Here is a 26,208-nt window from a genome sequence, read left to right as displayed (position 1 = left end):
GAACAGGCATCTCCCAACCAGCAAAATCAACCATCTTGCCGCCAAGCTCGACGTGCAAAGAGTGGAGAGGCGTGCGCTTCGGTGTGGTCATGATCCGGTCAACTTCCGATTATCCAAAGGTCAAAATGCATAACCGTCAGTCTGCCCCAAGCCGCATAGAATGCAATGATTCCACCCGTTTTCTAGTGAAACACCGATCCGAAGAAGAGGCGGTATACAGACGCATGCATCATGAATGTTCCTATAGGAAACTTTTTTCCGTTAGGCAACAACCCTCATTTCCATCGCGTGAAATCCCCGGCGCCCGGCCGGATGCCGGGGGGAGGATTTCACCGTCGATGCACAACCTTCCTCGGGATTTTTCGTTGCAAAGTTGCGTTTAGACAGAGAGGGACCGTACGGCACGCACCAGAACTTCGAGCCCCGCAATCAAATCGACCTCTGCCGTATCTTCTGCAAAATCATGGCTGACTCCGTCGATCGAGGGCGTGAACAGCATCGCGACCGGCATCAGGCGAGACACGTTGGTGGCATCGTGCAAGGCCCCCGAGGGCATTCTGCGCCACCGACCCGGCGCGACCTGTTCCGCACCGCGTTCAAGAGCGCGGCGCAAGGTCGGATCCATGGCAACGGGATCCAGCCCAAGGATGGGGCCGTAATCCAAACTCATCCCCAGTTGCTCAGCGGTTTCTTGTGCTGTCGCCCGAATGATCTCCTCCATCCGGGCCAAACGGTCTGCATCGGCATCGCGCCATTGCATCGAGAACCGAACCCGCCCCGGCACGATGGACGAAGCGTTTGGATGCAGGTTGACCCGCCCGATTGTCCAGACCGTCTGCGGCGTGACGACATTGCGGAACCTCTCATTGAGCCGGGTGTTGAACAGGGACAGGGCCTGAAATGCGTCGCGGCGCAGGTGCATGGGGGTGGTGCCGGCGTGGTTCTGCTGACCTTCGAAGGTGATCGACATATCGCGGATGCCAACGATATCGGTGACAACTCCGATCTGGTCTCCGGACGCGTCCAGAGAGGGGCCCTGTTCGATATGCATCTCTATGAAGCCATCGAAGCGGGACGGGTCCACGAATCCCTGTGACAAGTCTGCCATGGAGGATCGGGCCTGACCAAAGCTGACGCCGGCCCCATCGGTCAACACATCGGCTTTTTCCAGAGTCAACCCGCCCGACCAGACAGCAGAACCTGTGGTCACGCCAAACCGCCCCTCTTCGTCCTGAAAGCTGACAACTGAAATGGGACGGTCGACGGAACGTGCAACTTCCAGCGCGGCGATGACGCCCAGGGCGCCGTCCAGCCAGCCGCCTTCGGGCTGACTGTCGGAATGTGATCCCATCAGCAGCGAAGGACCGGACGCCAATCCGAACAGGTTTCCCACCGGGTCAAACTGCGGGGTCAGGCCCGCTTCGCGCATACGTCCGGCAAGCCACTGGCGCGCAGCGATATCCGCGTCGGAATAGGCAGGGCGGACAACCCCCTTGCCCACGCCTGCGGCACCGAATTCACGCAACTTATGCAGGTCGGTCAGAAAACGCGTGTGATCGACGGTCATAAACCCCTCCGAAGGTTTGTTCGAGGCGAACCATAGCCAGAAACAGAAAAGGAGCGAGGTTTTTTTCGACAGGCGTGAAACCCCTCTGGCACCGGAGGGGAACCTGCCCTAAGACTTCGGCCCAAGAGGGACCGACATGTCACATATCACATTGGTGCGTCACGGGCAGGCGAACACAACGGCGCGGGACGAGGCAAGCTATGACAGGCTCAGCGACTTGGGGCATCAGCAGGCGCGCTGGCTGGGGGCGCATCTGCGTGACACCCGCAGCCACTATGCCCGGGTCTATTGCGGCACCCTGACCCGCCACGCCGAGACAGCGGACAGCATGGGATTGCACGAGCCAATCCGTGACGCGCGACTGAACGAGATCGAGTATTTCACGCTGGCGCAACTGTTCGAGGACCAACACGGCGTCGCGATCCCCACCGACCGCGAAGGTTTCGTCGAACACCTGCCCAGAACATTTGCGGCCTGGGCCAATGGCGAAATCAAGAACGCACCGGAAACCTTCGAAGAATTCGAGACGCGCGTGCGCGACGCGTTGCACGAGATCGGGACCGAGGGCGGACCGGCAATCGTCGTGACCTCGGGCGGGTTGATTTCGATGGTGGTGCGGCAGGCGATGGGGTTGGATATCCCGTCAATGGCACGGGTGGCCCTTGCCATCATGAACACGTCGATGCATCGTCTGCATCCGATTGGCGCTCAGCTGAGCCCGGTTCTTTTCAATGCCGTTCCGCATCTGGAAGCCCCTGATCGGCAGTTCGCGCAGACCCACCTGTAACCAGATCGGAGACGCCTGATGCAGCTCTACTATGCACCCCGTACCATCTCGGTCGCTGTTGCGATCGCACTGGAAGAGGCCGGGCTGGAATACGAAGCGGTCAAACTCGACTTCGCCGGGGGCGAACAGACGAAACCAGCTTACAAGCAAATAAACCCAAAAGGCCGCGTTCCGGCGCTGGTGGTGGATGGCGGCATCCTGACTGAAACCGGAGCCCTGCTGGAATTCGTTGCAGCCAAGGCCCCCGAGACCGGGCTGGTGCCGGCTGATCCGGTGATGGCTGCCCGGATGCGCGAAGTGCTGTTCTACCTTGCCTCGACCATGCATGTGAACCACGCGCACAAGCTGCGCGGGCACCGCTGGGCCGACAAGAAATCCAGCTGGAAAGACATGAAAGACAAGGTCGCGCAGACGATGACCGCGTCCTGCGAATATATCTCGTCGAACGGCCTGCGTGGTCCATTTGTGCTGGGCGAGGCGTTTTCGCTGGCCGATGCCTATCTGTATGTGGTGTGCAGCTGGCTGGAAGGCGATGGCGTGGACGTTTCGGCCTTTCCCAAAATCGTCGCCTTCCGTGAGGCGATGGAGGCACGCCCTTCGGTTCAGGCAGTGCGTGCTGCCGGAATGCTCTGACAAAAGGAAATATGATGACACATCTCTGGGTCCGGGCAGAACAGCGCCCGAACGAAGAACGGGTTGGGCTGACGCCGGAAGGTGCCGCCGCGCTGATCGCGGCCGGCATCCGCGTGACGGTCGAGGACGGCCATGCCCGCGCCATTCCACTGGACGGCTACAAGGAAGCAGGCTGCGAGATCGCGCCCGAGAATTCCTGGCCCGAGGCCCCGCTGGACGCGATCATCTTCGGCCTCAAGGAACTGCCCGAAGACGGTACACCCCTGCCGCATCGCCACATCATGTTCGGCCATGCCTTCAAGGGCCAGCATTCGGGCCGGGCTCTGCTGGAACGGTTCAAGGCGGGCGGCGGCACGCTTTATGATCTGGAATACCTCGTCGATGAGGATGGTCGCCGGGTCGCCGCATTCGGCTATTGGGCAGGCTACGCGGGCGCGGCGGTGACGCTCAAGACCTGGGCGGCGCAGCAACGGGGCGGGATCTGCGGCCCCGTCGGTGTTTATCCCGGCAAGGACGCGCTGAACGCCGGACTTCTGGCAGAATTGGACGCCACCGGCGCGCCCCGCCCCCGCGCCATCGTCATCGGAGCTTTGGGCCGTGTAGGCACCGGCGCCGCTGACCTTTGTGAGGCGATGGGCGTCGCGGTCACCAAGTGGGACATGGCCGAAACCGCCAGCGGTGGGCCTTTCCCGGACATCCTCGACCATGATCTGTTCCTGAACTGCATCTTTGCGCGCCCCGGAACGCCGGTCTTCGTCCCGCGCGAGGCATTGACCGCCCCGCGCAAGCTGACCGCCATCGGTGACGTGGCCTGCGACCCTGACAGCGACTACAACCCGGTGCCCGTCTATGACCGCGCCACCACGTGGCAAGAACCCGCCCTGCGCGTGGCCACCGACCCGGTGATGGACGTGATGGCGATCGACAACCTGCCGTCGATGCTGCCGGTCGAAAGCTCGGAAGACTATGCGGCGCAACTGCTGCCGTCCTTGCTGACTCTGACCGATCTGGACAGCGGTGTCTGGGGGCGGGCAGAAGCAACTTACAAAACGCATATTGAAGGACTCTGAACGATGACCATTCATTGGTGTGGCACCGGCCTCTCGGCCATTCCCGGCCTGCGTCGCCTGATCGAAGGCGGCCACAAGGTCACCGTGTGGAACCGGACCGTCGACAAGGCCCGCGCCGAGGTCGGAGACCTGACCGACGACATCCGGGCCTTCGACATCGACGCCCTGGGCGCTGTGCTTGAGAAGGGCGACGTGATCGTCTCGATGCTGCCGGGCGACTGGCATGTGCCGCTGGCGGAACTGGCGATTTCGAAAGGGGCCAATTTCGTCTCGTCCTCGTATATCGCGCCCGAGATGCGCGCGCTGGATGACAAGGCGCGCGAGGCCGGTGTCGCGCTGGTCAACGAGGTCGGGTTGGACCCGGGCATCGATCACCTGATGGCACATGCCCTGATCGACGACTACCGCGGCTCCGATGCGTTCGACCCGGAAAACCACCTGAGCTTCATTTCCTATTGCGGCGGCATTCCCAAGAACCCCAACCCGTTTCGCTATAAATTCAGCTGGTCGCCGCTGGGCGTGTTGAAAGCGCTGCGGTCGCCGTCGAAATCGATCCGCGATTACGCGCCGCTGGACGTTGCCCGCCCCTGGGATGCGATCAGCAGCTACATCGCCCCACTGCCGACACCGGAAAGCTTCGAGGTCTACCCGAACCGCGATTCAATCCCCTTCATGGCGCAGTATCATTTCGAGGATCACTGGCCGGTCAAGGAATTCGTCCGCGGCACCCTGCGTCTGAACGGCTGGGCCGACGCGTGGTCGGATGTGTTCACCGAGATCGAAACCCTGTCCGGCCCGGAAGGGGATGCGCGTCTGAAAGAGATGTCGGACCAGTTCTGGGAGGAAAACGCCTATGACGAAGGTGAGCCTGATCGTGTTGTGTTGTGTGTGGGATTGAAGGCCGAGAAAGACGGCATCGAAGTCTGGCACAAGACCTATGTCATGGACGCCTGGGGCGACGAACGTGGCACGGCGATGGCGCGTCTGGTGTCGATTCCGGTCTCACTTGCGGTCGAGGCCGTATTGAACCGCGCCATCCCGGCCGGTGTTCACGCGGCCCCCAGTGATCCCAAGCTGGTGCAGGGATGGATGGGTGAAATCGACAAGCTGGCCCAGCATCTGCAAATCGTCGATCACATGGCCTGAATGCAAAAAAAAAGCCATTCCAGACTGTCTGGAAAGGCTTTCATTTTTGTACATTACGCATATTGTCCTCGTTCGGGTTTCCCTCACCCGGCCTTCAGATATACCGCTGGATGGTATCTTCGATATCACTGCGGTTGATGCCCAGCTCGGACAGCTGATGATCGGTCAAAGCATTCAGATGCTGGGCTGCGCGGACAATATCAGGGCTGATCGAACGGATCCGCATGGCACGATCGAACAGCAATAGCGCGCTGGCGGCCGGAGCCGGTTGATTGGTGGGCGGTACGACGTCGAACATTCTGGTAACCTCGCTAACATGCTTTCGGGGATTGGTTTCAGTGCACGCCGAATGCTTGATCACTGCCGGTATGGCTTGTTGTGATACACACTTTCATATGCGCGCCTTTTGATCTGATCCCGCTGGATGCCGATATCGGCCAGTTGCACGTCATCAAGCTTTTCCAGATCCCGCACGGTTTTCGAAAGAATTCGGCGGCGGAAATGCTCGACCTTTGCTTCTGCATAGTTTGAAAACAGACCGTCAAGCAGACCACCCCGGCCTTCGAATGTTTGTGTATGTGACATGTCTTTCTCCTCCTGAACTCAATGTCTTTGTCTTCCTGACATCAAATTTGGGAAGGCTGCCTTAACGTTGCCAAACCGGTTCATTAAGGTTTGTTAAGACTGTATTGGAGGGAAAGTTCGGGCTGGACCGGCGCGTTGATTGCAGATTTCGATCCAGGCCCGCGACATGTCTTTTCAGTGGCGGATCAAGATAACGCGAATGTCGATCCGTCGCAGAAACCACCCCTTTGCAGGCAAGTCACATCAGATCGTTTTCAACGTCTTCGGCCGATATCCCCAGCGCGTCCAGACCGTTCTCGAGGTGGTCTGACATATGCGGAGTGCCGATCAGGTAGTCGGCGCAGGGGGTCGAGGCCTCGGCCTTGGCAGTGGCAATCGCTTCGGCCAGATCCTCGGGGAAAAAGCTTTCGCGGCCGATCCACATGATGGCAACCAGTTCGGCTTGCTCGTCTTCGCTCATACGTTCGATGAAGGCGCGCATTTCACCTTCTGCCCGGTTCAGCTCGCGCCCCATCATGGCAATCTGAGCGACCTTTCTTGCCGATATTTCCAACATGCATCAGCTCCTCGTGTTCGCGGTTGTCGTGCCATCACAATCACCGAACACCAGCCGCGTCTTTGATCTTACGCAAACAACGGCCCTAGTGCCGCGCACGCGAAATCGGCTGGTCCGGCACCGGTTGCCTGCGAAACGGGCGAAAGGTGGCTTTTTTCAGCCACAGTCTGAACGCCTGCCAGACGATCAGTGCAAAGGTTCGCCGGGCGCCGAATGGCCGCCGCAGCAAGGACCACAGAATCACGCGGTTTGTCAGGGGTTGCCGCGGGCCGGTCAGCGTCGCGATCAGCCCACCATCAGCGCGGCCGTAATCAATCCAGACACCGACGCGATCCGCGCGATAGTCGAAGCGGAACGTATAGCTGCCTTCGATTTTCTGAAACGGTGAAACGTGCATCAGCTTGTCCGCCACCACCCTGTCAGTCGGTTCGATGACCGAGAAATCGGGTTTGTGACACAGGTAACTGTGACGGGTGCCATAGGTATTGGTGACCTCGGCCACCACGGCATAAAGGTGATCGGTGTCGTCAAAACAGAACCAAAAACTGACGGGATTGAAAACGTGCCCCAAAACGCGCGGTTGCGTGAGCAACTTGAAACGCGCCGGTTGTTGCACCGACATTTCATCAAATCGAACGCGGAGCCACTGGGCCCCTTCCCCATGACCCGGCTCTCCCCCATGGTCGGCGGTGCGCCAGTTCGTGACATTCGCGCGATCAACCGAAAACAGCAAAGGGGTGTCCAGCTCTGCTTCGGGGTCCAGCAGGATGTAATCGACCGAGTATCGGAATGCGTTTTCAATCGCACCCTTGCGCCCGTGATAGGTATGACCCGCGATATGGTCTATTTTCTGCGTCATCCGCTGCTTTCTGGCCTTCCCGTAAATGCCTTGAACTACACTGATTTCCTTCAGATGCTGGTAATTCCGATACGGCAATTTGCACAATTTGGATCATAATGTCCCGATAAAGTGATCCGGCTTGGGGAACGCGCCGTAATGAGGTTATGTTTACCGAGATCGATACCGTGCCTCTGGACGAACCTGCGGCTGAACCGGCCGCCCTTCAGCCTCGGCGCGAAAAGAAACGCATCAAGGGTAGACGGGTGAACGGAAGTAACGGCAGGCGCGAGACCAGAACCGAATGGGTGGATCACGTCAGGCGCATCCGCGACGCGCAGGACCAGGCGGCATTTGCCGAACTGTTCCAGCACTTCGCGCCACGGATCAAGGCGTTCCTGATGAAGTCAGGATCAGACGCCACGATGGCCGAGGAGTGTGCGCAGGAGGTGATGGCGACTTTGTGGCACAAAGCCCATCTGTTCGACCCGACGCGGGCAACGGTGGCTACTTGGGTATTCACGATTGCTCGGAACAAGCGCATTGACGTTCTGCGCAAGCAACGCCGCCCCGAACCCGAAGAATTGTGGTGGGGTCCCGAGGCCGAGCCTGAACAGGACGATGTCATCGCGCTGCAACAAGAAACCGCGCAGCTTCGCACCGCTTTGACAGCGTTGCCGGACGCGCAGAGAGAGCTGATCGAAAAGGCGTATTTCGGTGATCTGAGTCATCGGGAAATTGCGTCTCAGACCGGGTTGCCCCTGGGAACGATCAAATCACGAATCAGGCTGGCGCTGGACCGCTTGCGCCATGCGATGAACTGAGATGAGTACGATGAGCAATTCGATCAAACACCACCTGACAGATGACCTGCTGATGGCATATGCCGCAGGCAGTCTGCCCGAGGCATTCGACCTGATGGTCGCGACGCACCTGTCGCTGTGCGACCATTGCCGTGCGCGGGCGGAAAGTTACGACGCCGTGGGTGGGCATGTTCTGGAGGAGCAGACGGACTCCATCGCCATGAGCGATACGTCTCTGGCCGCGACTATGGCGTTGATCTCCAAACGCGCGCCGGCGGCCAAACCGGCGCGTCCGAACTGCTCGGTATTGCCGGCCCCGTTGCAGGATTATGTCGGCGGCACGGTTTCAGATATCCGATGGAAACCGATCGGCATGGGTGTGAAACAGGCCATTCTGCCGACCACAAGTGAGGCCTCGGCCCGGTTGCTGTTCATTCCAGCCGGAACGGCTGTACCAGATCATGGCCACAACGGGATAGAATTGACGATGGTGCTTCAGGGCGCATTCTCGGACGAAGTGGATCGCTTCGCCCGTGGCGACGTCGAGATCGCGGACGAGGATCTGGAACATACGCCCGTGGCGGACATTTCGGAAGATTGCATTTGCCTGGCGGTTACCGATGCTCCGTTGAAATTCACCAAGTTGATGCCACGCCTGTTCCAACCCTTCCTGCGCATCTGAATTTGCCCGCGAGGGCCGCCTACGGCGTGTTTTGAAAGGAATGATCATGTTCGCAAGACTTGCTGTGTGCGTCCTTCTCGTTGCAGTCGCGCCCGTCGCATCGGCCCAAATGTCGGCCGAGGTTCAGTTTCAGCCCGGCAATTTTGGCACCATGGTCAGCGGGACCATCGCAGGAGATGAGTACTTCGACTATTCGCTGGGCGCCAAAGCCGGACAGGAGATGTTTGCCGATCTTCAGGTCAGCGACACCAATGGTAACGGCGTGATCTATTTCAACATCCTGCCGCCGGGCAGCGACGGTGTGGCGATCTATAACGGGTCGATTGACGGCAATACGGCCCGGATCACCCTGCCCGACGATGGAGACTATACGATCCGCGTCTATCTGATGGGCAATGACAGGGATACCGGAAAAACCGTGGGGTACAACCTGGATCTGTCCATCCAGTAGATTTCAACCTTCGTGCCGCGCAAGGGGCACAACACCGTTTTCGGCCTTGGTCTCGATTTCTTCAAAGTCGAAATTGTCCAAACGCTGCGCGCGGCGGCCAGCCTTTTCGGCGCTGATCTTGATTTCCGAGATATCCTTGGCCGCCTGCCCGAAATGACGATCCAGGTTCGAGACGCGATCACCCAGGCGTTCCACATCCTTGTGCAGCAACCCCAACTCTTTGCGGATCGCACCGGCCTGTTCGCGCATACGCGCATCTTTCAGGATCGCCCGCATGGTATTCAGCGTGGCCATGCACGTCGTCGGGGACACGATCCAAACCCGCGCGGCGAACCCTTCACGCACGACATCGGGCAGACGCGCGTGCAGTTCGGCATAAATCGCCTCGGAAGGCACGAACATCAAGGCACCGTCCGCGGTTTCCCCGTCCAGGATGTACTTTTCGGAAATCGCCTTGATATGCACTTTCACCGCAGCGCCGAAGGCCCGCAAGCATCTCTCGACATCCGCCTTCGTCTGCGCAGCGGCCAGCGCCTCGAAATCCTCCAAAGGGAACTTTGCGTCGATCACAATCGGTCCCGGCGGGTTCGGCAAGTGAATCAGGCAATCCGCCCGCCTGCCGTTCGACAAAGTGGCCTGCAACGAATAACTGTCAGCGGGCAGCGCCTTGGACACGATATCGTTCAGCTGGATTTCACCGAACATCCCGCGCCTTTGCTTGTTTGACAGGATATCCTGCAAAGACAGCACATCGCCTGACAGTTTGGTGATATTGTCCTGCGCCTTGTCGATGGCGGCCAGACGTTCCTGCAATTGGGTCAGCGAGGTCGCCGTCTGTTTCGACGAGCCATGCAACGTTTCTTTCATCCGTTCCTGCATCTCGGCCAGCGCACGCGCCGATTTCATCGCATTATCCGCTAGCCGGTCATTCATCTGTTGCTGGACCGAAGCCAAACGCGCCTCGACCGTCTGAATCACCTGCATCTGCGCGTTGGCCTGAGTGTCCGAGACATGCTGAAGACCGCCGCGCAACTGTTCCTGCCCCTGGCCCAGTTGCTGAACATGCTGACCCAGATGCGCCATCTGCCGCGCCAAAGGTTCCGCCATCCGGGCCGAGCGGTTGGCCGCCCGCAACGACAGGAACAGCAACAGCAGAATCAACGCCACCACGCCACCCCCGACCAGTATGACAGGGTCATTCAATGTATATTGGGTGCCTGCAATCTCGATCATCACAACTCGCGTGTTCTTGTTTTATTCTTCATAGCCCCGCCGGGCCGCAGGATCAACTGCGCCCGAACAGGCGTTCGATGTCGCTGAGTTTCAGTTCCACATAGGTGGGCCGCCCATGGTTGCACTGGCCGGAATGCGGTGTCGCCTCCATCTCGCGCAGCAGGGCATTCATCTCTTCGGCGCGCATCCGACGACCGGATCGGATCGACCCATGGCAGGCCACCCGGCTGAGGATCGCCTCGATCCTTGCCTGCACCATCTGGCTTTCACCCTGATCGGCGAGTTCATCCAGGATGTCGAGGATCATGGCGCGTGCATCGACTTCACCCAGAATGGCGGGGGTTTCGCGTACGGCAATGGCGCTTCCGCCGAAGGGCTCGATGGTCAGGCCAAGGCGCGTCAAGTCATCTGCGACGGCCATCAGGCGGGCGCAATCCCCGTCGGACAATTCCACGATTTCCGGAATCAGCAGAGCCTGCGCCGCGACGCCGTTCTCGGCCATCTGCGTTTTCAGCTTCTCATAAACCAGCCGTTCATGTGCAGCATGCTGATCTACGATCACCATGCCATCCGCGGTCTGGGCAATGATGTAATTCTCGTGCACCTGTCCGCGGGCTGCACCCAGCGGCAGATCCTGCGCCTGAGGCTGCTCCTGCACCTCGACGACCTGCGCAACCGGAGTCGGCTCGACAATGCTGCCGCTGTAGTCGTTGGCCAGCTCCGCAAAACCCGGAGCCTGCGCGCGATACGCCGCCGTACGCGCGGTAGGTGACGGGCGATCCATCTGGTAAACCCGCGCCGGAGCAGGCTGTGCGGGTTCCGGCCGCATCGCACCCAGCGTCGCATTCGCCACGGTCGAGGATGCCCTGTGCCCGGCTTGCGCCAATGCATGGCGCAGACTGGACACGATCAGCCCCCGCGCGACACCGGGATCCCGGAACCGAACCTCGGATTTCGCGGGGTGGACGTTCACGTCAACCAGCGTGGGATCGCAGTCGATGAACAGAGCTGCCGCCGGGTGGCGATCCCGGCTCAGGAAGTCGAAATAGGCCGCCCGCAGCGCGCCAGTCAGCATCTTGTCGCGCACAGGACGTCCGTTGACGAAAAGGTACTGTGCCACCGCAGCGCCCCGGGAATAGGTCGGCAGGGCAGCATAGCCATAGAGCCGGATGCCCTCACGCGTGGCATCAATCTGCAAGGAGTTTTCCGCAAATTCGCGCCCGATCACGCGGGCCAGTCGGGCGTGGAGCGCATCAAACAGATCCCCGTTTTCGCGATCCGCGCGAAAGGTCACGCGACCCTCTCCGCCACCGGACACATCGCGCAGGGTGAAGGTCACGGAAGGTTCGGCCATGGCCAGCCGTTTCACTATGTCGGTGATCGCCTGCGCCTCGGCCCGGTCCGTGCGCATGAATTTCAGGCGGGCTGGCGTGGCGTGGAACAGATCGCGCAGTTCGACCACAGTCCCCGCGCGCAGGGCGGCGGGTTTGACCGCATCCATCTTGCCACCCGCGACGTGCACCTGCGCCGCATCCGCGCCGGGAACGCGGCTGGTTATGGTCAGACGCCCAACAGCACCCAAGGAAGGCAGCGCCTCGCCCCGAAAACCGAAAGTGTGGATGTTCAGCAGGTCCGAACCGTCAATCTTTGACGTGGCATGGCGGGACAAGGCCAGCGGCAGATCTTCCGCCGCGATACCGCAGCCATCATCCGTGACCCGGATCAGGGTCTTGCCGCCATCTGCGACATCGATTGCGATCCGCGTGGCCCCGGCATCGATTGCATTCTCGACCAATTCCTTGACCGCCGAGGCCGGTCGTTCCACCACCTCACCAGCCGCGATGCGGTTGATTGCGGCATCGTCGAGCTGCCTAATTACGGGGCGTTTTTCGCCGATATTGGGGTTTGCCTGCGCCATACCCCTACACCTAGCATAGTCGCGCACGATTCTGCCACCGGTTTGAACCGCAGATTTCAAAGAGAGGGGGCGCCCGGGTATCCGCGAACGAGAACTCATTCAGGATCACCCGGGCGTGCCAAGTGAGTGGTGTATTTCAGCTAATTAATGAGACCGCGTGTATCACGCACCTGTCGGAAAATCTGCTTAAGATTCTCGCGCTCAGTTTCTTGGCAGAGATTGGCCGATGACGTGTGGGCATGTGTGGCGGGAAAATGCCTGATCAGGCAGATATGCGCGCGCCGATCCTGCCCCGGCAGGGTCCGAATATCGCGGCCGCCGCAAGAATCAGGCCTGACATCGTGGCGATCATACCCGCCGCGCTGACGGCATCTGCGCCGCCCAGCCACAGCGGGCCATAGCCTGCCAGCACATAGCCCGACACCGCCGAGGCAATGGCGAACATAACGCTCCAGGCAATCTGCGCTTCCAGCCGGTTGGTCAACATCCGCGCCGCGGCGGGCGGGCAGATGAACATGGCGATCACGATGATCGAGCCCACCGCGTCGAAGGCCGCCACCGCCGCAATTGCCGCGGTGATGACCAATGCCATGCCCAGAACGCCGGTGCGAATGCCAATGGTCCGGGCAAAGCCTTCGTCGAAGGTAGAGATCTTCAGCGGCCGCCAGAACAGCCAGGTGAACAAAGACACACCGACCAGTGTCAGCGCAATGCGGGGTAATTCCGGGGGCAGCCCGGACAGCGCCTCTGTGTCCAGCAAGGACGACCATCCGGTGGCGTCCAGCCAAATCAGGCTTTCGAGATTGCCGTAAAGCGCATGTTCCACATCCAGATGCACCGTCGACGTATCCGTCTGCTCGAGCAGCAGGACGCCCGCGGCGAACATGGTGGTAAAGACCACGCCCATGGCGGCACCGGGTTCGATCTGACCCAATCGGCGAATGGCTTCGATCAGCACCACGGCCACAACGGCAGCGCCCGCCGCGCCCAGCATCATCGGCCAGGTCGATATCGCCCCTGTGATCAGAAACGCCACGACGATCCCCGGCAGCACCACATGGCTGATCGCGTCTCCGATCAATGCCTGTTTGCGCAACACCAGAAAATTGCCGGGCAACGCGCAGGCAATGGCCGCGAACGTACCGATCAGCAACGGTGTCAGAGACAGGGGGACAAATTCTTCACCACTCATACCGGCACCCCCATTGGCCCGCCGATGCGGCGGTCTATCTCGGCGATCTGGTCGCGGGTCAGGACGGTTTCGATGTCCCGCAACCCGTCATAAAGCGCGGCTGTTGCCTCATGCGCCTGATCTGCGCGCACGATTTCCCAGCGCTTTTCGTCCCGCAACGCCTTGGCCGCGCGGGCTTTGCCGATATCGGTCGCGACGCCGTCCGCGCGCACCAGCCCAGCGCGGCGCAGCAAGCGCAGGGTCAGGGGCTCATAGATCTTTTGCCCCTGCGCCAAGGCCAAGAGACCCTGACGAATATGCACCCGACGCTGAAAGCGCAAATGGCGCAGCACCGCCGCCAAAACGCCACGTATCGGCGCCAGAAACAAAGACACGACAAAGAAGGCAAAGCTGACCAGAACGATAATCGGCCCCGTCGGAAGGTTTGGCGCCGAGGCCGAAATGGCAGCGCCAATGTACCCCGCCAACCCGCCGGCCATTCCCGCAAGCAGAACCACATGGTCCGAGCGTTCGGACCAGAACCGCGCGGTCACGGCGGGAATGATCAACAAAGCCACGATCAGAATCAGACCCACGATTTTCAGGCCGATCACGGTCACGGCCATGACCAAACCCATCATGGCCAGATCGATCCTGTGCACCGGCAACCCGCGGGCTGCGGCATATTCAGGATCGAAGGCCACAAGAATCATCGGGCGACGAATGATCATGACCAGCAGCAGCGTCGCGGCGCCGCCGACCGCAATGATCATCGCATCAGCCCAGAGCATCCCGGCAGTGGACCCCAAAAGGAAGCCTTCCAGCCCGGCCTGACGGCCTACGCCCATCGTCTGAATGACCGTCAGCAACACGATGCCAAAGCCGAAGAAGACCGACAGGACTGCTCCGATGGCGGCGTCTTCGGCCAAACGCGTGTGACGCGTCAGCCAGTTCATGCAGAGAAGGCCGATCCAGGCCGAGATGGCCGATCCTGCCAACAGGCCCAGCAGGTTGCGCCCGTCTCCTCCGAGCGCGACCAATACCATGAAAGCCAGACAGACGCCCGGCAGGGTTGCGTGGCTGATTGCGTCACTGACCAAGGCGCGCTTGCGCAGAAACAGAAACGTCCCCGTCACACCGGCTGAAACACCCAGCAAGGTTGCACCGATGGCGACCAGCGTGGCGTTGTAGCCAAGTTGCAGGGTCAAAGCATCCCAAAGCATGCGTTACCCCAGCGCGCGCGATATCTGATCGATCTGCGCGGTTGCCAGTCGACCGCCATATGCTGATTGCAACGTTTCCGCCGTGAAGGCCTCGGCCACTGGTCCCTCGGCCACCTTGCGGGTGTTGATCAGGAAAACATGGTCGAAATAATCGGTCACGGTCGCAAGGTCGTGATGCACTACGACAACCGTCTTGCCCGCCTCTTTCAGGGATTTCAGCACCGAGATGATGGCTTTCTCGGTGGCGGCATCGACGCCTGCAAAAGGTTCGTCCAGAAGATACAGATCCGCGCCCTGCGCCAGCGCGCGCGCCAGAAAGACACGTTGCTGCTGCCCGCCGGACAGCTGCCCGATCTGGCGATCCGCGAAATCCCGCATTCCCACGCGGTGCAAACAATCCATCGCGCACGCCTTGTGGCGGGCACGCACACGGCCCAGCAAGCCAAGTTCGCGCGACAGGCCCATCAGAACCACGTCGATGACACGCGTTGGAAAATCCCAATCCACGCTGGCACGCTGAGGAACATAGGCAATGCGCGCGCGCTGCGTGTCCAATGGCTGGCCAAACACGGTCACTTGACCTGACAGAGGGGAAACGATGCCAAGCGCCGCCTTGAGCAACGTGGATTTCCCGGCCCCGTTCGGCCCGATGATCGCGGTCATCGCCCCGGGCTGTACGGTCATGTCGACTGAAAACACCGCAGGTTTCTGCCCGTATGAAACCGTCAGGCCGCGCAGGGCCAAGGGGCTGTCGGCCAACCCCGTGTCACCGACGGTTACGCCTTCATTGCTGATCAGGCCCAGCATCGATCAAAACCCCGCCGACAGTTTTCCGTCCATGCCACGATCTGGCACATCACCACCCAAAGCACTGGCAATGACCGTGATGTTATGGTCCAGCATACCAAGATAGGTACCTTCATAGGTTCCCTCTTCACCCATGGCGTCCGAGAACAACTCGCCCCCCACATGCACGTCATGTCCCTTGGCGGCCGCGCCCTCGATCAGCGCGCGGATCGAACGATCCGAGACCGAGCTTTCGACGAAAACAGCCGTGATCTTCCGGTCAACCAGCAGATCGACCAATTCGCCTATCCGGTTCAGTCCCGCCTCGGACTGGGTCGAGATGCCCTGAATTCCCAGAACCTCGAACCCGAAACTTTCACCAAAATAACCAAAGGCATCATGGGCGGTGACAAGAACCTTGTTGTTGTCCGGAACAGACGCCAGAACTTGATCTGCATAGGCTGTCAGACGATCGATATCTGCTAGATGTGCCTGCGCATTCGCTGCAAAAACCTCGGCCGCTTCAGGACGTACCTCGGTGAGGGCCGCCTGCACTTCAAGCACCACGTCCCGCCACAATTCGGGCGTCATCCAAACATGCGGATCATATTTGTCGGCGTAATCGTCATGCGCGCGCAGCTTCGACGTGTCGATACCTTCGGCAACTGCAACCACGGTCCGCTTGCGTTCAAGGTCATGGAAGAAATCTTCCATCTGCGCTTCGAGGTACAAACCATGCCACAGGATCAGATCCGCACGCGTCATCGCCACGATATCGCTGCGGGTCTGACGATAGGCATGCGGGTCGACGCCCGGCCCCATCAGCCCCTTGACGTCCACCTGATCACCACCGACCTGACGGGCCGCGTCAGCAATCATGCCCGTCGTGGCCACAACCTTGAGGGGTGCATCGGCCCAGGCCGTGACCGGCAGGGAAAAGGCCAGCGCCAATACCGCAAGAAAATTCCGGCGAATCATCTTCTACCTCAGTTTTTGCTTCACGTTCGAACTGAATATGAGAACCATTCGCAAGTAAGTCAACGCTAATGCGAATTATTCGCAAGAAAGCGGTTACATTTTGTCCATTTGGTCAAAATTTATCAAAACATTGCCCGCCTACATCTTCCATTCCCCGGTCTCCCGTGCGATTTTGTCGCAAACCTCCCAAAGGACGTGACAATGGATACGCAGAGCTCAGATAGCCCCGTGCGCACCGCGCATCTGCCACAAGTGACCGAAGCCCGGAATCCCGGCATGAATCTGGACCTGGACTGGGTGCGCGCCGTGCAGGCCAACACCTCGGCCATCGAGCGCCGAGCCGCGACCCTGCCCGGGCGCCGGTCGGTCAAGAAAGAGCATCAGGCCGCCTGGCTGCTGAAGGCGATCACCATGATCGACCTGACCACCCTGTCGGGCGATGACACCGAGGGCCGCGTGCGCCGCCTGTGCGCCAAGGCCCGCCAGCCGGTGTCGCCCGACCTGCTGAAGGCGCTGGACATGCCGCCGATCACCACCGGCGCGGTCTGTGTCTATCACGACATGATTGAAACAGCGGTGGATGCGCTGAAAGGCACCGGCATTCCGGTCGCGGCCGTCTCCACCGGCTTTCCGGCGGGCCTGTCGCCCTTTCACCTGCGCGTGGCCGAGATCGAGGAAAGCGTGAAGGCCGGGGCCGAAGAGATCGATATCGTGATCTCGCGCCGCCAGGTGCTGAAAGGCGACTGGCAGGCGCTTTATGACGAGATGAAGGCGTTCCGCGCAGCCTGCGGCGAGGCGCATGTAAAGGCCATTCTGGCCACGGGTGAGCTGGGCAGCCTGCGCAACGTGGCGCGCGCCTCGCTGGTCTGCATGATGGCGGGGGCGGATTTCATCAAGACCTCGACCGGCAAGGAAAGCGTCAACGCCACCCTGCCCGTGTCGCTGGTGATGATCCGGGCGATCCGTGACTATTTCGACCGCACCGGCTATCGCGTGGGCTACAAGCCCGCGGGCGGGATTTCCAAGGCCAAGGATGCGCTGGTCTACCTGTCGCTGATCAAGGACGAGCTGGGCGACCGCTGGCTGCAACCCGACCTGTTCCGCTTTGGCGCTTCGTCCCTGCTGGGCGATATCGAACGGCAGTTGGAACATTTCGTCACCGGGGCATACTCGGCCGGATACCGGCACCCGATGGGCTGAGGACAGGAACAATGACAGTCAAAGAGATTTTCGAGACCATGGAATACGGACCCGCCCCGGAAAGTGCCGCCGAAGCCCTGGCATGGCTGGTCGATCAGGGCGACACGTTCGGCCATTTCATCGACGGCGCCTTCACCAAGCCCGGCCGAGGGTTTGAAAGCCGCAACCCGGCCACGGGCGAGGTTCTGGCCAAGCTTACCCAGGCCACACAGGCCGATGTGGACGCTGCCGTTGCCGCCGCCCGCAAGGCCCAGCCCAAATGGGAAAAGCTGGGCGGCCCCGCCCGCGCCCGATACCTCTATGCCATCGCGCGGCTGATCCAGAAGCATGCCCGCCTGTTCGCGGTGCTGGAAACGCTGGACAACGGCAAGCCGATCCGGGAATCGCGCGATATCGACATTCCGCTGGTGCAGCGACATTTCTACTATCACGCGGGCATGGCCCAGCTGATGGAAAGCGAGCTGCCCGACGCACAGGCGCTGGGGGTCTGCGGTCAGATCATCCCGTGGAACTTCCCGCTGCTGATGCTGGCGTGGAAGGTGGCCCCGGCGCTGGCCATGGGCAACACGGTGGTTCTGAAGCCCGCCGAATACACCTCGCTGACGGCGCTGCTGTTTGCCGATATCTGCATCCAGGCCGGCCTGCCCAAGGGCGTGGTCAATATCGTCACCGGCGATGGCGCGGTGGGCGAGATGATCGTGAAGGCGGACGTGGACAAGATCGCCTTTACCGGCTCGACCGTAGTGGGCCGCCGCATCCGCGAGGCCACCGCCGGGTCTGGCAAGGCCCTGACGCTCGAGCTGGGCGGCAAGTCGCCCTATATCGTCTTTGATGACGCCGACATCGATTCAGCCATCGAAGGTCTGGTCGATGCGATCTGGTTCAACCAGGGCCAGGTCTGCTGCGCGGGCTCGCGCCTGTTGGTGCAGGAAGGCATCGCCGAACGGTTCTATGCCAAGCTGCGCGCCCGCATGGACACGCTGCGCATCGGCAACCCGCTGGACAAATGCATCGACGTAGGTGCCGTGGTGGATCCGGTTCAGTTTCAGACGATCACTTCCATGGTCGACAGCAATACGGTGGGTCATGTGCATCAGGCTGCCTGCGAATTGCCTGCAAATGGCTGCTACTACCCCCCGACGCTGATCACCGGGCTCGAAACCTCGGACCCGTTGATGCAAGAGGAGATATTCGGCCCGGTTCTGGTCTCGTCGACCTTCCGCACCCCGGCCGAGGCGATCGAGCTGGCCAACAACACCCGCTATGGGCTGGCGGCCACGGTCTGGACCGAGAACGTCAACCTTGCGCTGGACATCGCGCCCAAGCTGGTCGCGGGCGTGGTCTGGGTCAATGCCACCAACCTGTTCGACGCGGCCGCGGGCTTTGGCGGCGTGCGCGAAAGCGGTTTTGGCCGCGAAGGCGGCTGGGAAGGGCTGAGCGCCTATACAAAGCCCAAGGGCAAGGCCAAGCCGCTGGCCAAGATCGAACCCGTCGTAGGCGAAGGTGGCCCGGTCGACCCGATCGACCGCACCGCCAAGCTGTACATCGGCGGCAAGCAGGCGCGGCCCGATGGCGGCTATTCCCGCGCGGTCTGGGGCAAGGCGGGTTTGCTGGGCCATGTGGGTCTGGCCAACCGCAAGGACGTGCGCAACGCGGTCGAGGCCGCGGCGGGGGCCAAAGGATGGTCCAGGACCACCGGCCATCTGCGGGCGCAGATCCTGTATTACATCGGCGAGAACCTCTCGACCCGTTCCGACGAGTTCGCGCATCGCATCGACGCGATGACCGGCCGCAAGGACGGTGCGAAAGAGGTCGACGCCGCGATCCAGCGCCTGTTCACCGCCGCCGCCTGGGCCGACAAGTATGACGGCCAGGTGCATGGCGTTCCGATCCGGGGCGTGGCGATTGCGATGAAGGAACCGGTGGGCGTGATCGGCGCGCTCTGTGCGGACGAGGCACCGCTGCTGGGTCTGGTCTCGGCCATGGCGCCGGCGATCGCGATGGGCAACCGGGTGGTCCTGGTGGCGTCCGAGCCCTATCCGCTGGCGGCCACCGATTTCTACCAGGTGCTGGACACCTCGGACGTACCCGCAGGCGTGGTCAACATCCTGACCGGCAGCCACGAGGAACTGGCCAAACCGCTGGCCTCGCACCTGAACGTGGACGCGGTCTGGTCCTTCTCATCGTCGGACCTGTCGGCGCAGATCGAGGTCGTCTCGGCCGGGAACCTGAAACGGACCTGGGTGAATAACGCGACGGCATTCGATTGGGGCATGGACCATTCCCGCCGCTTCCTTCAGGCTTCGACCGAAGTGAAAAACATCTGGGTGCCCTACGGCGAGTAGGGCTCCCGCCAAGGGAGGCCTACATGGATTTTTCGGGAAAAACCGTCATCGTCATCGGTGGCACCAGTGGCATCAACCGGGGCATCGCCGAGGCCTTCGCGGCCTCGGGCGCGAAACTGGCCGTGGCCAGCCGCTCGCAGGAGAAGGTGGACGACACCGTCGCCGCGCTGAAGGCGGCAGGCGCGGCCGAGGCGATCGGCGCGGCCTTTGACGTGCGCGACGCCGATGCGGTCGCCGAGGGGCTGAAACAGTTCCAAGCGGCGCTCGGCGATTTCGACGTGCTGGTTTCGGGGGCGGCGGGCAACTTCCCGGCGCTGATGGCCGAGATGTCGGCCAACGCCTTCCGCACCGTTGTCGAAATCGACCTGATGGGCACCGTGCATGTTCTGAAAGGCGCCTATCCCTATCTGAAACGGCCCGGCGGCAACATCATCAACATCTCGGCCCCGCAATCCTATCTGCCCTACGAGGGCCAGGCCCATGTCTGTGCCGCCAAGGCGGGGGTCGATCAGATCACCCGTACCCTGTCGATGGAATGGGGCGTGGAAGGCATCCGGGTGAACTCGGTGGTGCCGGGCTTCATCGAGGGCACCGAGGGCGCGAAACGGCTGGCCCCCACCCCCGACGCGGGCGAGCAGCTGCGCCGGGACGTGCCGCTGGGCCGCTGGGGCACCCCGCAGGACGTGGCCAATGCCTGCCTGTTTCTGGCCTCGGACATGGCCAGCTATATCAGCGGTACGGTTCTGGCGGTGGACGGGGCGCTGTATCAGCGCGGCTCGGGTCAGTTCGGCCAGATGATGGGAGACATGCTGCGCAGCATGAAAAAGGGGTAAGCCGCAGCTTACCCCAAAAAGGTTCAGTTCGTTGTTTCCAGGCCCACCGGCTTGCCAACGACGACAAAGTGCAGACCGTCCGGGTCAAGCAGTTCGGCGGCAACGCGGTTCACATCTTCCAATGTCACCGCGTTCACCTTGTCATTGCGGGTGGCGATGTAGTCGATCGGCAGGCCTTCCATCTGCATTCCGACCATGATCGAGGCAATCTGACCATTGCCATCGAACCGCAGCGGATAGGCGCCGGTCAGATAGGTCTTGGCGTCGTCAAGTTCCTCTTGCGTTACACCCTCGGTGGCCGCGCGCGCCCATTCATCGCGAATTACGTCGATGGCTTCGGCGATACGGTCATTGGCCGAGGACACGGACCCAAGATAGACCGAAGCCAGATCCTTGGGCACCAGATAGGTCCCGACCCCATAGGTCAGGCCGCGCTTTTCGCGCACCTCCTGCATCAGCCGGCTTTCAAACCCGCCGCCGCCAAGAATATGGTTCAGAACGAAGGCCGCAAAGAAATCCGGGTCATCCCGATCTATCCCGGCCTGACCGAACAAGGCCACGGACTGAGGTGTGTCGAATTCGACAACACTGACGCCGCCGGGAATGTTCACCTCGGCCTTGCCCGGGATGGGCTTGCCGGTGTCCGGCAAGTCGCCAAGCAGGGTATCAAGCAGGGTACCCAGTTCCTCTGCCGTGATATCGCCGACGGCCCCCACGTACAGACGATCCTTGGCGAACACGCCTTCGTAAGCCGCGACCACGTCATCGCGGGTCAGGGCCGAGACACTTTCGATGGTGCCTTTCCCTTCGGATCCATAGGGGTGATCGCCGTAGGCCATCTGCGCAAAGGTGAGGCCTGCGATTTCGTTCGGGTCAGTCTGGTCCGAGCGCAGGCCCGACAGAACCTGCGCGCGCACTCGGTCAACCGCATCCTGATCAAAACGCGGTTCGTGGATCGTCGTGCGCAGCAAATCGACCACTTCATCCCGGTTTTCGGACAGAAAACGCGCGGAAATCGAAACTGAATCGTCGCCGGCCTTGTATCGGAACGACGCGGCCAGAGCCTCCAGCTCGCGGGCATAGGTCCGCGCATCCATGTCGCCCGCACCTTCTTCGATCAGCCCGCTCATCAGGTTGACCGCGCCGCGTTTGTCAGGGTCGTCCAGCGACGTACCACCACGGAACCGCAACTCCAGCGCGGTGAATGGGATGGAATGGTCCTCGACCAGCCAGGCTTTGATGCCGCCGGGCGAGGTCACTTCTTCGATCTGGATCTCGGCCAAAGCTGGCAAGGCGACCAGGCAGGCAATCAGCGTTGCAACAAACCGTTTCATTGCGTCACCTCGTCATCGCGCATCAGCCAGCCGGTGACCGACGCCTCGGGTTGCAGAACTTCGCGGGCCGCGGCGATGATCTCATCCCCGGTCACGGCCTGAAGGATCTCGGGCCAGGCCTGAACATCGTCGACCGTCAGGCCGCTGGTCAGGGCCCGGCCATAGCGGTTGCCGATGCCGTCCACGTTGTCGCGCGCATAGGTCTGGGCGGCGCGCAGCTGCATCTTGATGCGCTCAAGATCGTCTTCGTTCACACCTTCAGCGATGAAGTCGGCCACGGCCTGGTCCATGGCGTCTTCGGCCTCTTGCAGGGAAACACCCTCGGCCGGAACGACGATCAGATCAAAGGTCGTGTCATCCAGTGAAACACCGCGATAGAACGCACCGGCATAGACGGCCTTTCGCTGATCAAACTGCAACTTTTCGTTCAGGTAAGACGTCGTGCTGCCGCCCAGCAACTCGGCCAGCAGAAACAGAGCCGCCGCTTTTTCCTGTTCGCCCGGATCGCGTTCCGGGGCCAGATAGCTGCGCTGAACGTAAGGCTGGGCCACGCGCGGGTCCTTGAAGGTCAGGCGACGCTCGGCCGTTTGCGGCGGCTCTTGGGACCGAACCCGCTCGGGCAGGTCCGGGTTGGCGGGAATCACACCGTAATACTGATCGGCAAGCGCGCGGACTTCAGCGGGATCGACATCACCTGTGACCACCAGAATGGCGTTGTTGGGCGCATAATGGGTCTGGTAGAACGACAGCGCGTCCTCCATGTCCAGATCCTCCATCTCGTGCATCCAGCCGATGATCGGCACGCCGTAGCGGTGGTTCAGATACTGGGCCGCACTCATCTGTTCGCCGAACAGGGCACGCGGATTGTTTTCGGTGCGCTGGTTGCGTTCCTCGAGAATAACGTTCCGTTCGGTCAGAATGTCCTCTTCGCTCAGCCGAAGGTTCCGCATCCGGTCGGATTCCATCCGCATCATCAGTTCTAGCCTGTCGGCGGCGACACGCTGAAAATAGGCGGTGTAGTCATACGAGGTGAAGGCGTTGTCGTTACCTCCATTGGCAGCGACGGTGGCAGAGAACTCTCCCGGGGCCAGCGTGTCGGTGCCTTTGAACAGCAGGTGTTCCAGGAAATGCGCCACGCCGGATGATCCGATCGGCTCATCAGCGGATCCGGCCCGGTACCAGACCATATGCTGCACGACCGGGGCACGGTGGTCTTCGACCACGACGACATCCATGCCGTTGTCCAATGTGAATGTGGTGACCGCTTCTTTCCCGTCCTCGGCAAATACCGGGGCGGCCGCGATCAGGGCAGCCGACAAGGCCAGGGCCCGAACCATAGGGCATCCTCCGTTTCGTTTCTGGTATTCAAACTACGGTGACGCGGCCCGGGTTCAAGCCCGATGACGGAAAGTTAAGAATTATTCACCCGGCGGCGAAGAAGGAGTTTCTATGCCGGCCCGACGGGCGGCTTCTGTTTCCGCGAACGGATCGATCGATTGTTTTTCGTAAACTTGCCCATAGCGGTCGACCGGGAACAGACGCAGGCCGGTCCAGCGCCCCCGGCGTTTGCGGAACGCGGCGTCATCAGCCTCGACCACCTGCCGCGCATCGGGGGAAACACCATAGCGGCTGGAGGCCGTGACAAGCGCTGCATCCGAGGATGGCACAGCCGCGTTCGGGTTCAGCGCAGCAGCATTGCCGCCCAGCGCAGCCACCGCATCGGCATTTGGGTTCGGATCCGTCAGATTCGCGCCACCCGGCGTGGGTGCAGGCAAGAAGGCATAGTCTTGAGGTTGGGTCAGCGGCTTGACCGGCAGCACCGAAAACTCATCCGGCCCCGGGCCCGGAGCCTCCAGATCCCGCAGGCCGGGATTCGAACACGCCGCAACCGCAGCGGCAACAGTCAAAACAAAAAGGGCGCGCGGCATCCGCATTGGTGTCTCCAGCCTGTTTCAGGCGCTTTTATCGCATATCATTCCGCGCGTCACGAGGCCTTTTTGCCGTCAAACAGCACCAGCCCGATGGCTCCTGCAAATATGAAGACATCTGCGAGGTTGAAAACAAACGGATTGTTGATGCCGCAACAGGACATGTTCAGGAAATCCAGAACAAAGCCGTAAAGAACCCGATCCACCACATTCGCCAGCGCACCGCCGATCAGCAGGCCGCCGCAAAACAGCATCAGCCCCGAATGGGCTGCACGGCCCAGCCAAACAAGCACGCCGACACAGATCGCCACGGAAATACCGATCAGAATCCAGCGCGCAGCCTCAGAATTTCCCTGGAACAGGCCGAAATTGATTCCCCGGTTCTCGCCGTATTTGAACACCAGCAGCGGCGGCACAACATCAATGCCGCCGGGCTGATCGGCCACGCGCATGACATGAACGACCAGATATTTGCTGATCTGGTCGATCGCAAAGGCGGCCAGCGCCGCCCAGAAAAGCAGGCGTGACCGCATCAGTGACGGAAATGGCGCATGCCGGTAAAGACCATGGCCAGGCCGGCCTCATCCGCAGCGGCGATGACTTCGTCATCCCGCATGGACCCACCCGGTTGGATCACACAGGTTGCGCCTGCCTCGGCCGCTTCCATCAGGCCGTCAGGGAAGGGGAAAAACGCGTCCGACGCAACGGCCGAACCGATGGTCAGCGGTTGGGCCAAGCCCAGCGCGTCAGCCATGCGTTCGGCTTTCTTGGCGGCGATCAGGGCCGAGTCCACACGGCTCATCTGGCCCGCGCCGACGCCCACCGTAGCGCCGTCTTTGACATAGACGATGGCGTTGGACTTGACGTGCTTTGCCACTTTCCAGGCAAACAAAAGGTCACGCATCTGTTCGTCGGTCGGGGCCTTCTTGGTCACGACTTTCAGATCATCCAATCCGACAAAGCCATTGTCCTTGTCCTGCACCAGCAACCCGCCGGCCACCTGACGCACGGTTTTCCCACCGGCGGTCACATCCGGCAGAGCTTCGGTTGTCAGCAGGCGCAGGTTTTTCTTGGCGGCAAAGATTGCCTTGGCTTCATCCGATGCGCCCGGAGCGATCACGACTTCGGTGAAAATCCCGGTGATCTCCTGCGCGGTTTCGGCGTCCAGGGGCTGATTCAACGCCACGATCCCGCCAAAGGCCGAGGTGCGGTCGCAGTCGAAGGCAGCCTTGTAGGCCTCAAGCAGGGTTGCACCCTTGGCCACACCGCAGGGGTTGGCGTGCTTGATGATGGCACAGGCGGCGCCCTCAGTGGGGTCAAACTCGGCCACCAGTTCAAAGGCCGCATCCGTGTCATTGATGTTGTTGTAGCTCAGTTCCTTGCCCTGATGCTGGATCGCGGTCGCCACACCGGGCCGATTGGTGCCGTCGGTGTAGAACGCAGCCTGCTGATGGCTGTTCTCGCCATAGCGCAAGGTTTGTTTCAATTCACCGGCAAAGGCGCGGCGCTTGGGGGCTTCCAGCTCCAGCGCATCGGCCAGCCAGTTGGATACTGCCGTGTCATAGGCCGCGGTGCGGGCATAGGCTTTCTGCGCCAGCTTGCGGCGGAATTTCGGACAGGTCGCGCCTTCGTGCTGATCCATATCGCCCAGCAGTTTTTCGTAGTCTTCAACGTCCACGACCACGTTTACGAACGCATGGTTCTTGGCCGCCGCGCGGATCATCGCCGGACCGCCGATGTCGATATTCTCGACGCACTCATCGTAACCTGCGCCTTTGGCCACGGTTGCTTCAAACGGATACAGGTTCACAACCAGCAGATCGATTGCACTGATGCCGTGTTCGTTCATGGCTGCAACATGGGTATCGTTGTCGCGCAGGGCCAGCAGCCCGCCATGCACCATCGGGTGCAGGGTCTTGACCCGGCCATCCATCATCTCGGGGAAGCCGGTGATCTCGCTGACATCCTTCACCACAAGCCCTGCATCGCGCAGCGCCTTGGCCGTGCCGCCGGTCGACAGCAGTTCGACCCCGCGCTCGGCCAGCGCCTTGCCCAGCTCGATCAGCCCGGTTTTGTCGGATACGGAAAGCAACGCGCGGCGCACGGGGTGAAGATCGGTCATGGGTCCAAAGGTCCTTTTG

26 protein-coding genes are annotated in these 26,208 nt (G+C 61.2%); 10 read left to right on the top strand and 16 right to left on the bottom strand.

Annotated features, from left to right (window positions below; all coding sequences use genetic code 11):
- Positions 1-379: 379 nt before the first annotated feature.
- On the bottom strand, positions 380-1,567 hold the full coding sequence (locus ACR0E2_RS13220) for a Zn-dependent hydrolase (protein WP_480446710.1): 1,188 nt from the start codon (positions 1,565-1,567) through the stop codon (positions 380-382).
- A 136-nt stretch (positions 1,568-1,703) separates the two neighbouring features.
- Between ACR0E2_RS13220 and ACR0E2_RS13215 the strand changes: the two genes are divergently transcribed.
- Genes ACR0E2_RS13215 through ACR0E2_RS13200 form a run of 4 tightly spaced genes read left to right on the top strand, consistent with a single transcriptional unit; the run spans position 1,704 to position 5,203 of the window.
- Positions 1,704-2,354 (top strand): histidine phosphatase family protein, encoded by a 651-nt coding sequence (locus ACR0E2_RS13215; protein ID WP_224858379.1) that lies wholly within the window; start codon positions 1,704-1,706, stop codon positions 2,352-2,354.
- An 18-nt stretch (positions 2,355-2,372) separates the two neighbouring features.
- Entirely contained in the window at positions 2,373-2,987 is a 615-nt protein-coding gene (locus ACR0E2_RS13210; protein WP_480446709.1) for a glutathione S-transferase family protein, read from the top strand.
- Positions 2,988-3,001: 14 nt separating this feature from the next.
- Positions 3,002-4,057, top strand: coding sequence for a saccharopine dehydrogenase (locus ACR0E2_RS13205; RefSeq protein ID WP_480446708.1), 1,056 nt, complete (start codon positions 3,002-3,004; stop codon positions 4,055-4,057).
- A 3-nt stretch (positions 4,058-4,060) separates the two neighbouring features.
- Positions 4,061-5,203, top strand: coding sequence for a saccharopine dehydrogenase family protein (locus ACR0E2_RS13200; RefSeq protein ID WP_480446707.1), 1,143 nt, complete (start codon positions 4,061-4,063; stop codon positions 5,201-5,203).
- 94 nt (positions 5,204-5,297) lie between these two features.
- Here the strand turns inward: ACR0E2_RS13200 and ACR0E2_RS13195 are convergent, their stop codons facing one another.
- The 4 genes from ACR0E2_RS13195 to ACR0E2_RS13180 form a co-directional block, all read right to left on the bottom strand.
- Positions 5,298-5,501: a DUF1127 domain-containing protein gene (locus ACR0E2_RS13195; RefSeq protein ID WP_152459347.1), complete on the bottom strand. Its 204-nt coding sequence runs from the start codon at positions 5,499-5,501 to the stop codon at positions 5,298-5,300.
- Positions 5,502-5,560: 59 nt separating this feature from the next.
- Positions 5,561-5,788: a YjiS-like domain-containing protein gene (locus ACR0E2_RS13190; RefSeq protein WP_170346658.1), complete on the bottom strand. Its 228-nt coding sequence runs from the start codon at positions 5,786-5,788 to the stop codon at positions 5,561-5,563.
- Positions 5,789-6,026: 238 nt separating this feature from the next.
- A complete protein-coding gene (locus ACR0E2_RS13185; RefSeq protein WP_152459349.1) occupies positions 6,027-6,344 on the bottom strand; it encodes a DUF3775 domain-containing protein in 318 nt (105 codons plus the stop codon).
- Between the two features lie 85 nt (positions 6,345-6,429).
- A complete protein-coding gene (locus ACR0E2_RS13180) occupies positions 6,430-7,203 on the bottom strand; it encodes a DUF1365 domain-containing protein (protein WP_480446706.1) in 774 nt (257 codons plus the stop codon).
- Between the two features lie 146 nt (positions 7,204-7,349).
- On the opposite strand from ACR0E2_RS13180, the gene ACR0E2_RS13175 reads away from it, so the two are divergent.
- The 3 genes from ACR0E2_RS13175 to ACR0E2_RS13165 are packed head-to-tail and all read left to right on the top strand — an operon-like array spanning position 7,350 to position 9,118.
- Positions 7,350-8,006, top strand: coding sequence for a sigma-70 family RNA polymerase sigma factor (locus ACR0E2_RS13175; protein WP_480446705.1), 657 nt, complete (start codon positions 7,350-7,352; stop codon positions 8,004-8,006).
- A gap of 10 nt (positions 8,007-8,016) precedes the next feature.
- A complete protein-coding gene (locus ACR0E2_RS13170) occupies positions 8,017-8,667 on the top strand; it encodes a ChrR family anti-sigma-E factor (RefSeq protein ID WP_480446718.1) in 651 nt (216 codons plus the stop codon).
- A gap of 46 nt (positions 8,668-8,713) precedes the next feature.
- Positions 8,714-9,118, top strand: a complete 405-nt coding sequence (locus ACR0E2_RS13165; protein ID WP_480446704.1) for a hypothetical protein — start codon at positions 8,714-8,716, stop codon at positions 9,116-9,118.
- A gap of 3 nt (positions 9,119-9,121) precedes the next feature.
- Here ACR0E2_RS13165 and ACR0E2_RS13160 read toward each other — a convergent pair whose 3' ends face one another.
- The 6 genes from ACR0E2_RS13160 to ACR0E2_RS13135 all read right to left on the bottom strand — a co-directional run bounded on the left by ACR0E2_RS13160 (position 9,122) and on the right by ACR0E2_RS13135 (position 16,427).
- Positions 9,122-10,351: a DNA recombination protein RmuC gene (locus ACR0E2_RS13160; RefSeq protein ID WP_480446703.1), complete on the bottom strand. Its 1,230-nt coding sequence runs from the start codon at positions 10,349-10,351 to the stop codon at positions 9,122-9,124.
- Positions 10,352-10,403: 52 nt separating this feature from the next.
- Entirely contained in the window at positions 10,404-12,269 is a 1,866-nt protein-coding gene (mutL, locus tag ACR0E2_RS13155; protein WP_480446702.1) for a DNA mismatch repair endonuclease MutL, read from the bottom strand.
- Positions 12,270-12,531: 262 nt separating this feature from the next.
- Positions 12,532-13,461, bottom strand: a complete 930-nt coding sequence (locus ACR0E2_RS13150) for a metal ABC transporter permease (RefSeq protein WP_480446701.1) — start codon at positions 13,459-13,461, stop codon at positions 12,532-12,534.
- Positions 13,458-14,663, bottom strand: a complete 1,206-nt coding sequence (locus ACR0E2_RS13145) for a metal ABC transporter permease (RefSeq protein ID WP_480446700.1) — start codon at positions 14,661-14,663, stop codon at positions 13,458-13,460. The genes ACR0E2_RS13150 and ACR0E2_RS13145 overlap by 4 nt, the downstream gene beginning before the upstream one ends.
- Positions 14,664-14,666: 3 nt before the next feature.
- Positions 14,667-15,470: a metal ABC transporter ATP-binding protein gene (locus ACR0E2_RS13140; protein ID WP_171640051.1), complete on the bottom strand. Its 804-nt coding sequence runs from the start codon at positions 15,468-15,470 to the stop codon at positions 14,667-14,669.
- A gap of 3 nt (positions 15,471-15,473) precedes the next feature.
- Positions 15,474-16,427, bottom strand: coding sequence for a metal ABC transporter solute-binding protein, Zn/Mn family (locus ACR0E2_RS13135; protein WP_480446699.1), 954 nt, complete (start codon positions 16,425-16,427; stop codon positions 15,474-15,476).
- A 201-nt stretch (positions 16,428-16,628) separates the two neighbouring features.
- On the opposite strand from ACR0E2_RS13135, the gene deoC reads away from it, so the two are divergent.
- The 3 genes from deoC to ACR0E2_RS13120 are packed head-to-tail and all read left to right on the top strand — an operon-like array spanning position 16,629 to position 20,805.
- A complete protein-coding gene (gene deoC, locus ACR0E2_RS13130) occupies positions 16,629-17,627 on the top strand; it encodes a deoxyribose-phosphate aldolase (protein ID WP_480446698.1) in 999 nt (332 codons plus the stop codon).
- Between the two features lie 11 nt (positions 17,628-17,638).
- A complete protein-coding gene (locus ACR0E2_RS13125) occupies positions 17,639-19,972 on the top strand; it encodes an aldehyde dehydrogenase family protein (protein WP_480446697.1) in 2,334 nt (777 codons plus the stop codon).
- Between the two features lie 23 nt (positions 19,973-19,995).
- The gene (locus tag ACR0E2_RS13120) at positions 19,996-20,805 is read left to right on the top strand and encodes an SDR family oxidoreductase (protein WP_480446696.1); all 810 of its coding nucleotides are present in this window, start codon (positions 19,996-19,998) and stop codon (positions 20,803-20,805) included.
- A 23-nt stretch (positions 20,806-20,828) separates the two neighbouring features.
- Here ACR0E2_RS13120 and ACR0E2_RS13115 read toward each other — a convergent pair whose 3' ends face one another.
- The 5 genes from ACR0E2_RS13115 to purH form a co-directional block, all read right to left on the bottom strand.
- Positions 20,829-22,139 (bottom strand): M16 family metallopeptidase, encoded by a 1,311-nt coding sequence (locus ACR0E2_RS13115; protein ID WP_171229910.1) that lies wholly within the window; start codon positions 22,137-22,139, stop codon positions 20,829-20,831.
- The gene (locus ACR0E2_RS13110; protein ID WP_480446695.1) at positions 22,136-23,476 is read right to left on the bottom strand and encodes a M16 family metallopeptidase; all 1,341 of its coding nucleotides are present in this window, start codon (positions 23,474-23,476) and stop codon (positions 22,136-22,138) included. The genes ACR0E2_RS13115 and ACR0E2_RS13110 overlap by 4 nt, the downstream gene beginning before the upstream one ends.
- A gap of 81 nt (positions 23,477-23,557) precedes the next feature.
- Positions 23,558-24,073 carry a DUF3035 domain-containing protein gene (locus ACR0E2_RS13105; protein ID WP_152459364.1) on the bottom strand — a complete coding sequence of 172 codons (516 nt, stop codon included), beginning with the start codon at positions 24,071-24,073 and terminating at the stop codon, positions 23,558-23,560.
- Between the two features lie 50 nt (positions 24,074-24,123).
- The gene (gene lspA / locus ACR0E2_RS13100) at positions 24,124-24,600 is read right to left on the bottom strand and encodes a signal peptidase II (RefSeq protein WP_152459365.1); all 477 of its coding nucleotides are present in this window, start codon (positions 24,598-24,600) and stop codon (positions 24,124-24,126) included.
- Complete coding sequence (gene purH, locus ACR0E2_RS13095; protein ID WP_480446694.1) at positions 24,600-26,189, bottom strand: bifunctional phosphoribosylaminoimidazolecarboxamide formyltransferase/IMP cyclohydrolase; 1,590 nt, start codon at positions 26,187-26,189, stop codon at positions 24,600-24,602. The genes lspA and purH overlap by 1 nt, the downstream gene beginning before the upstream one ends.
- Positions 26,190-26,208: the final 19 nt, after the last annotated feature.

The sequence above is a fragment of the Ruegeria sp. A4 genome (assembly GCF_056543025.1).
The sequence above is the reverse complement of the archived record's forward strand: the minus strand, read 5'-3'. Positions and strand labels throughout refer to the sequence as shown.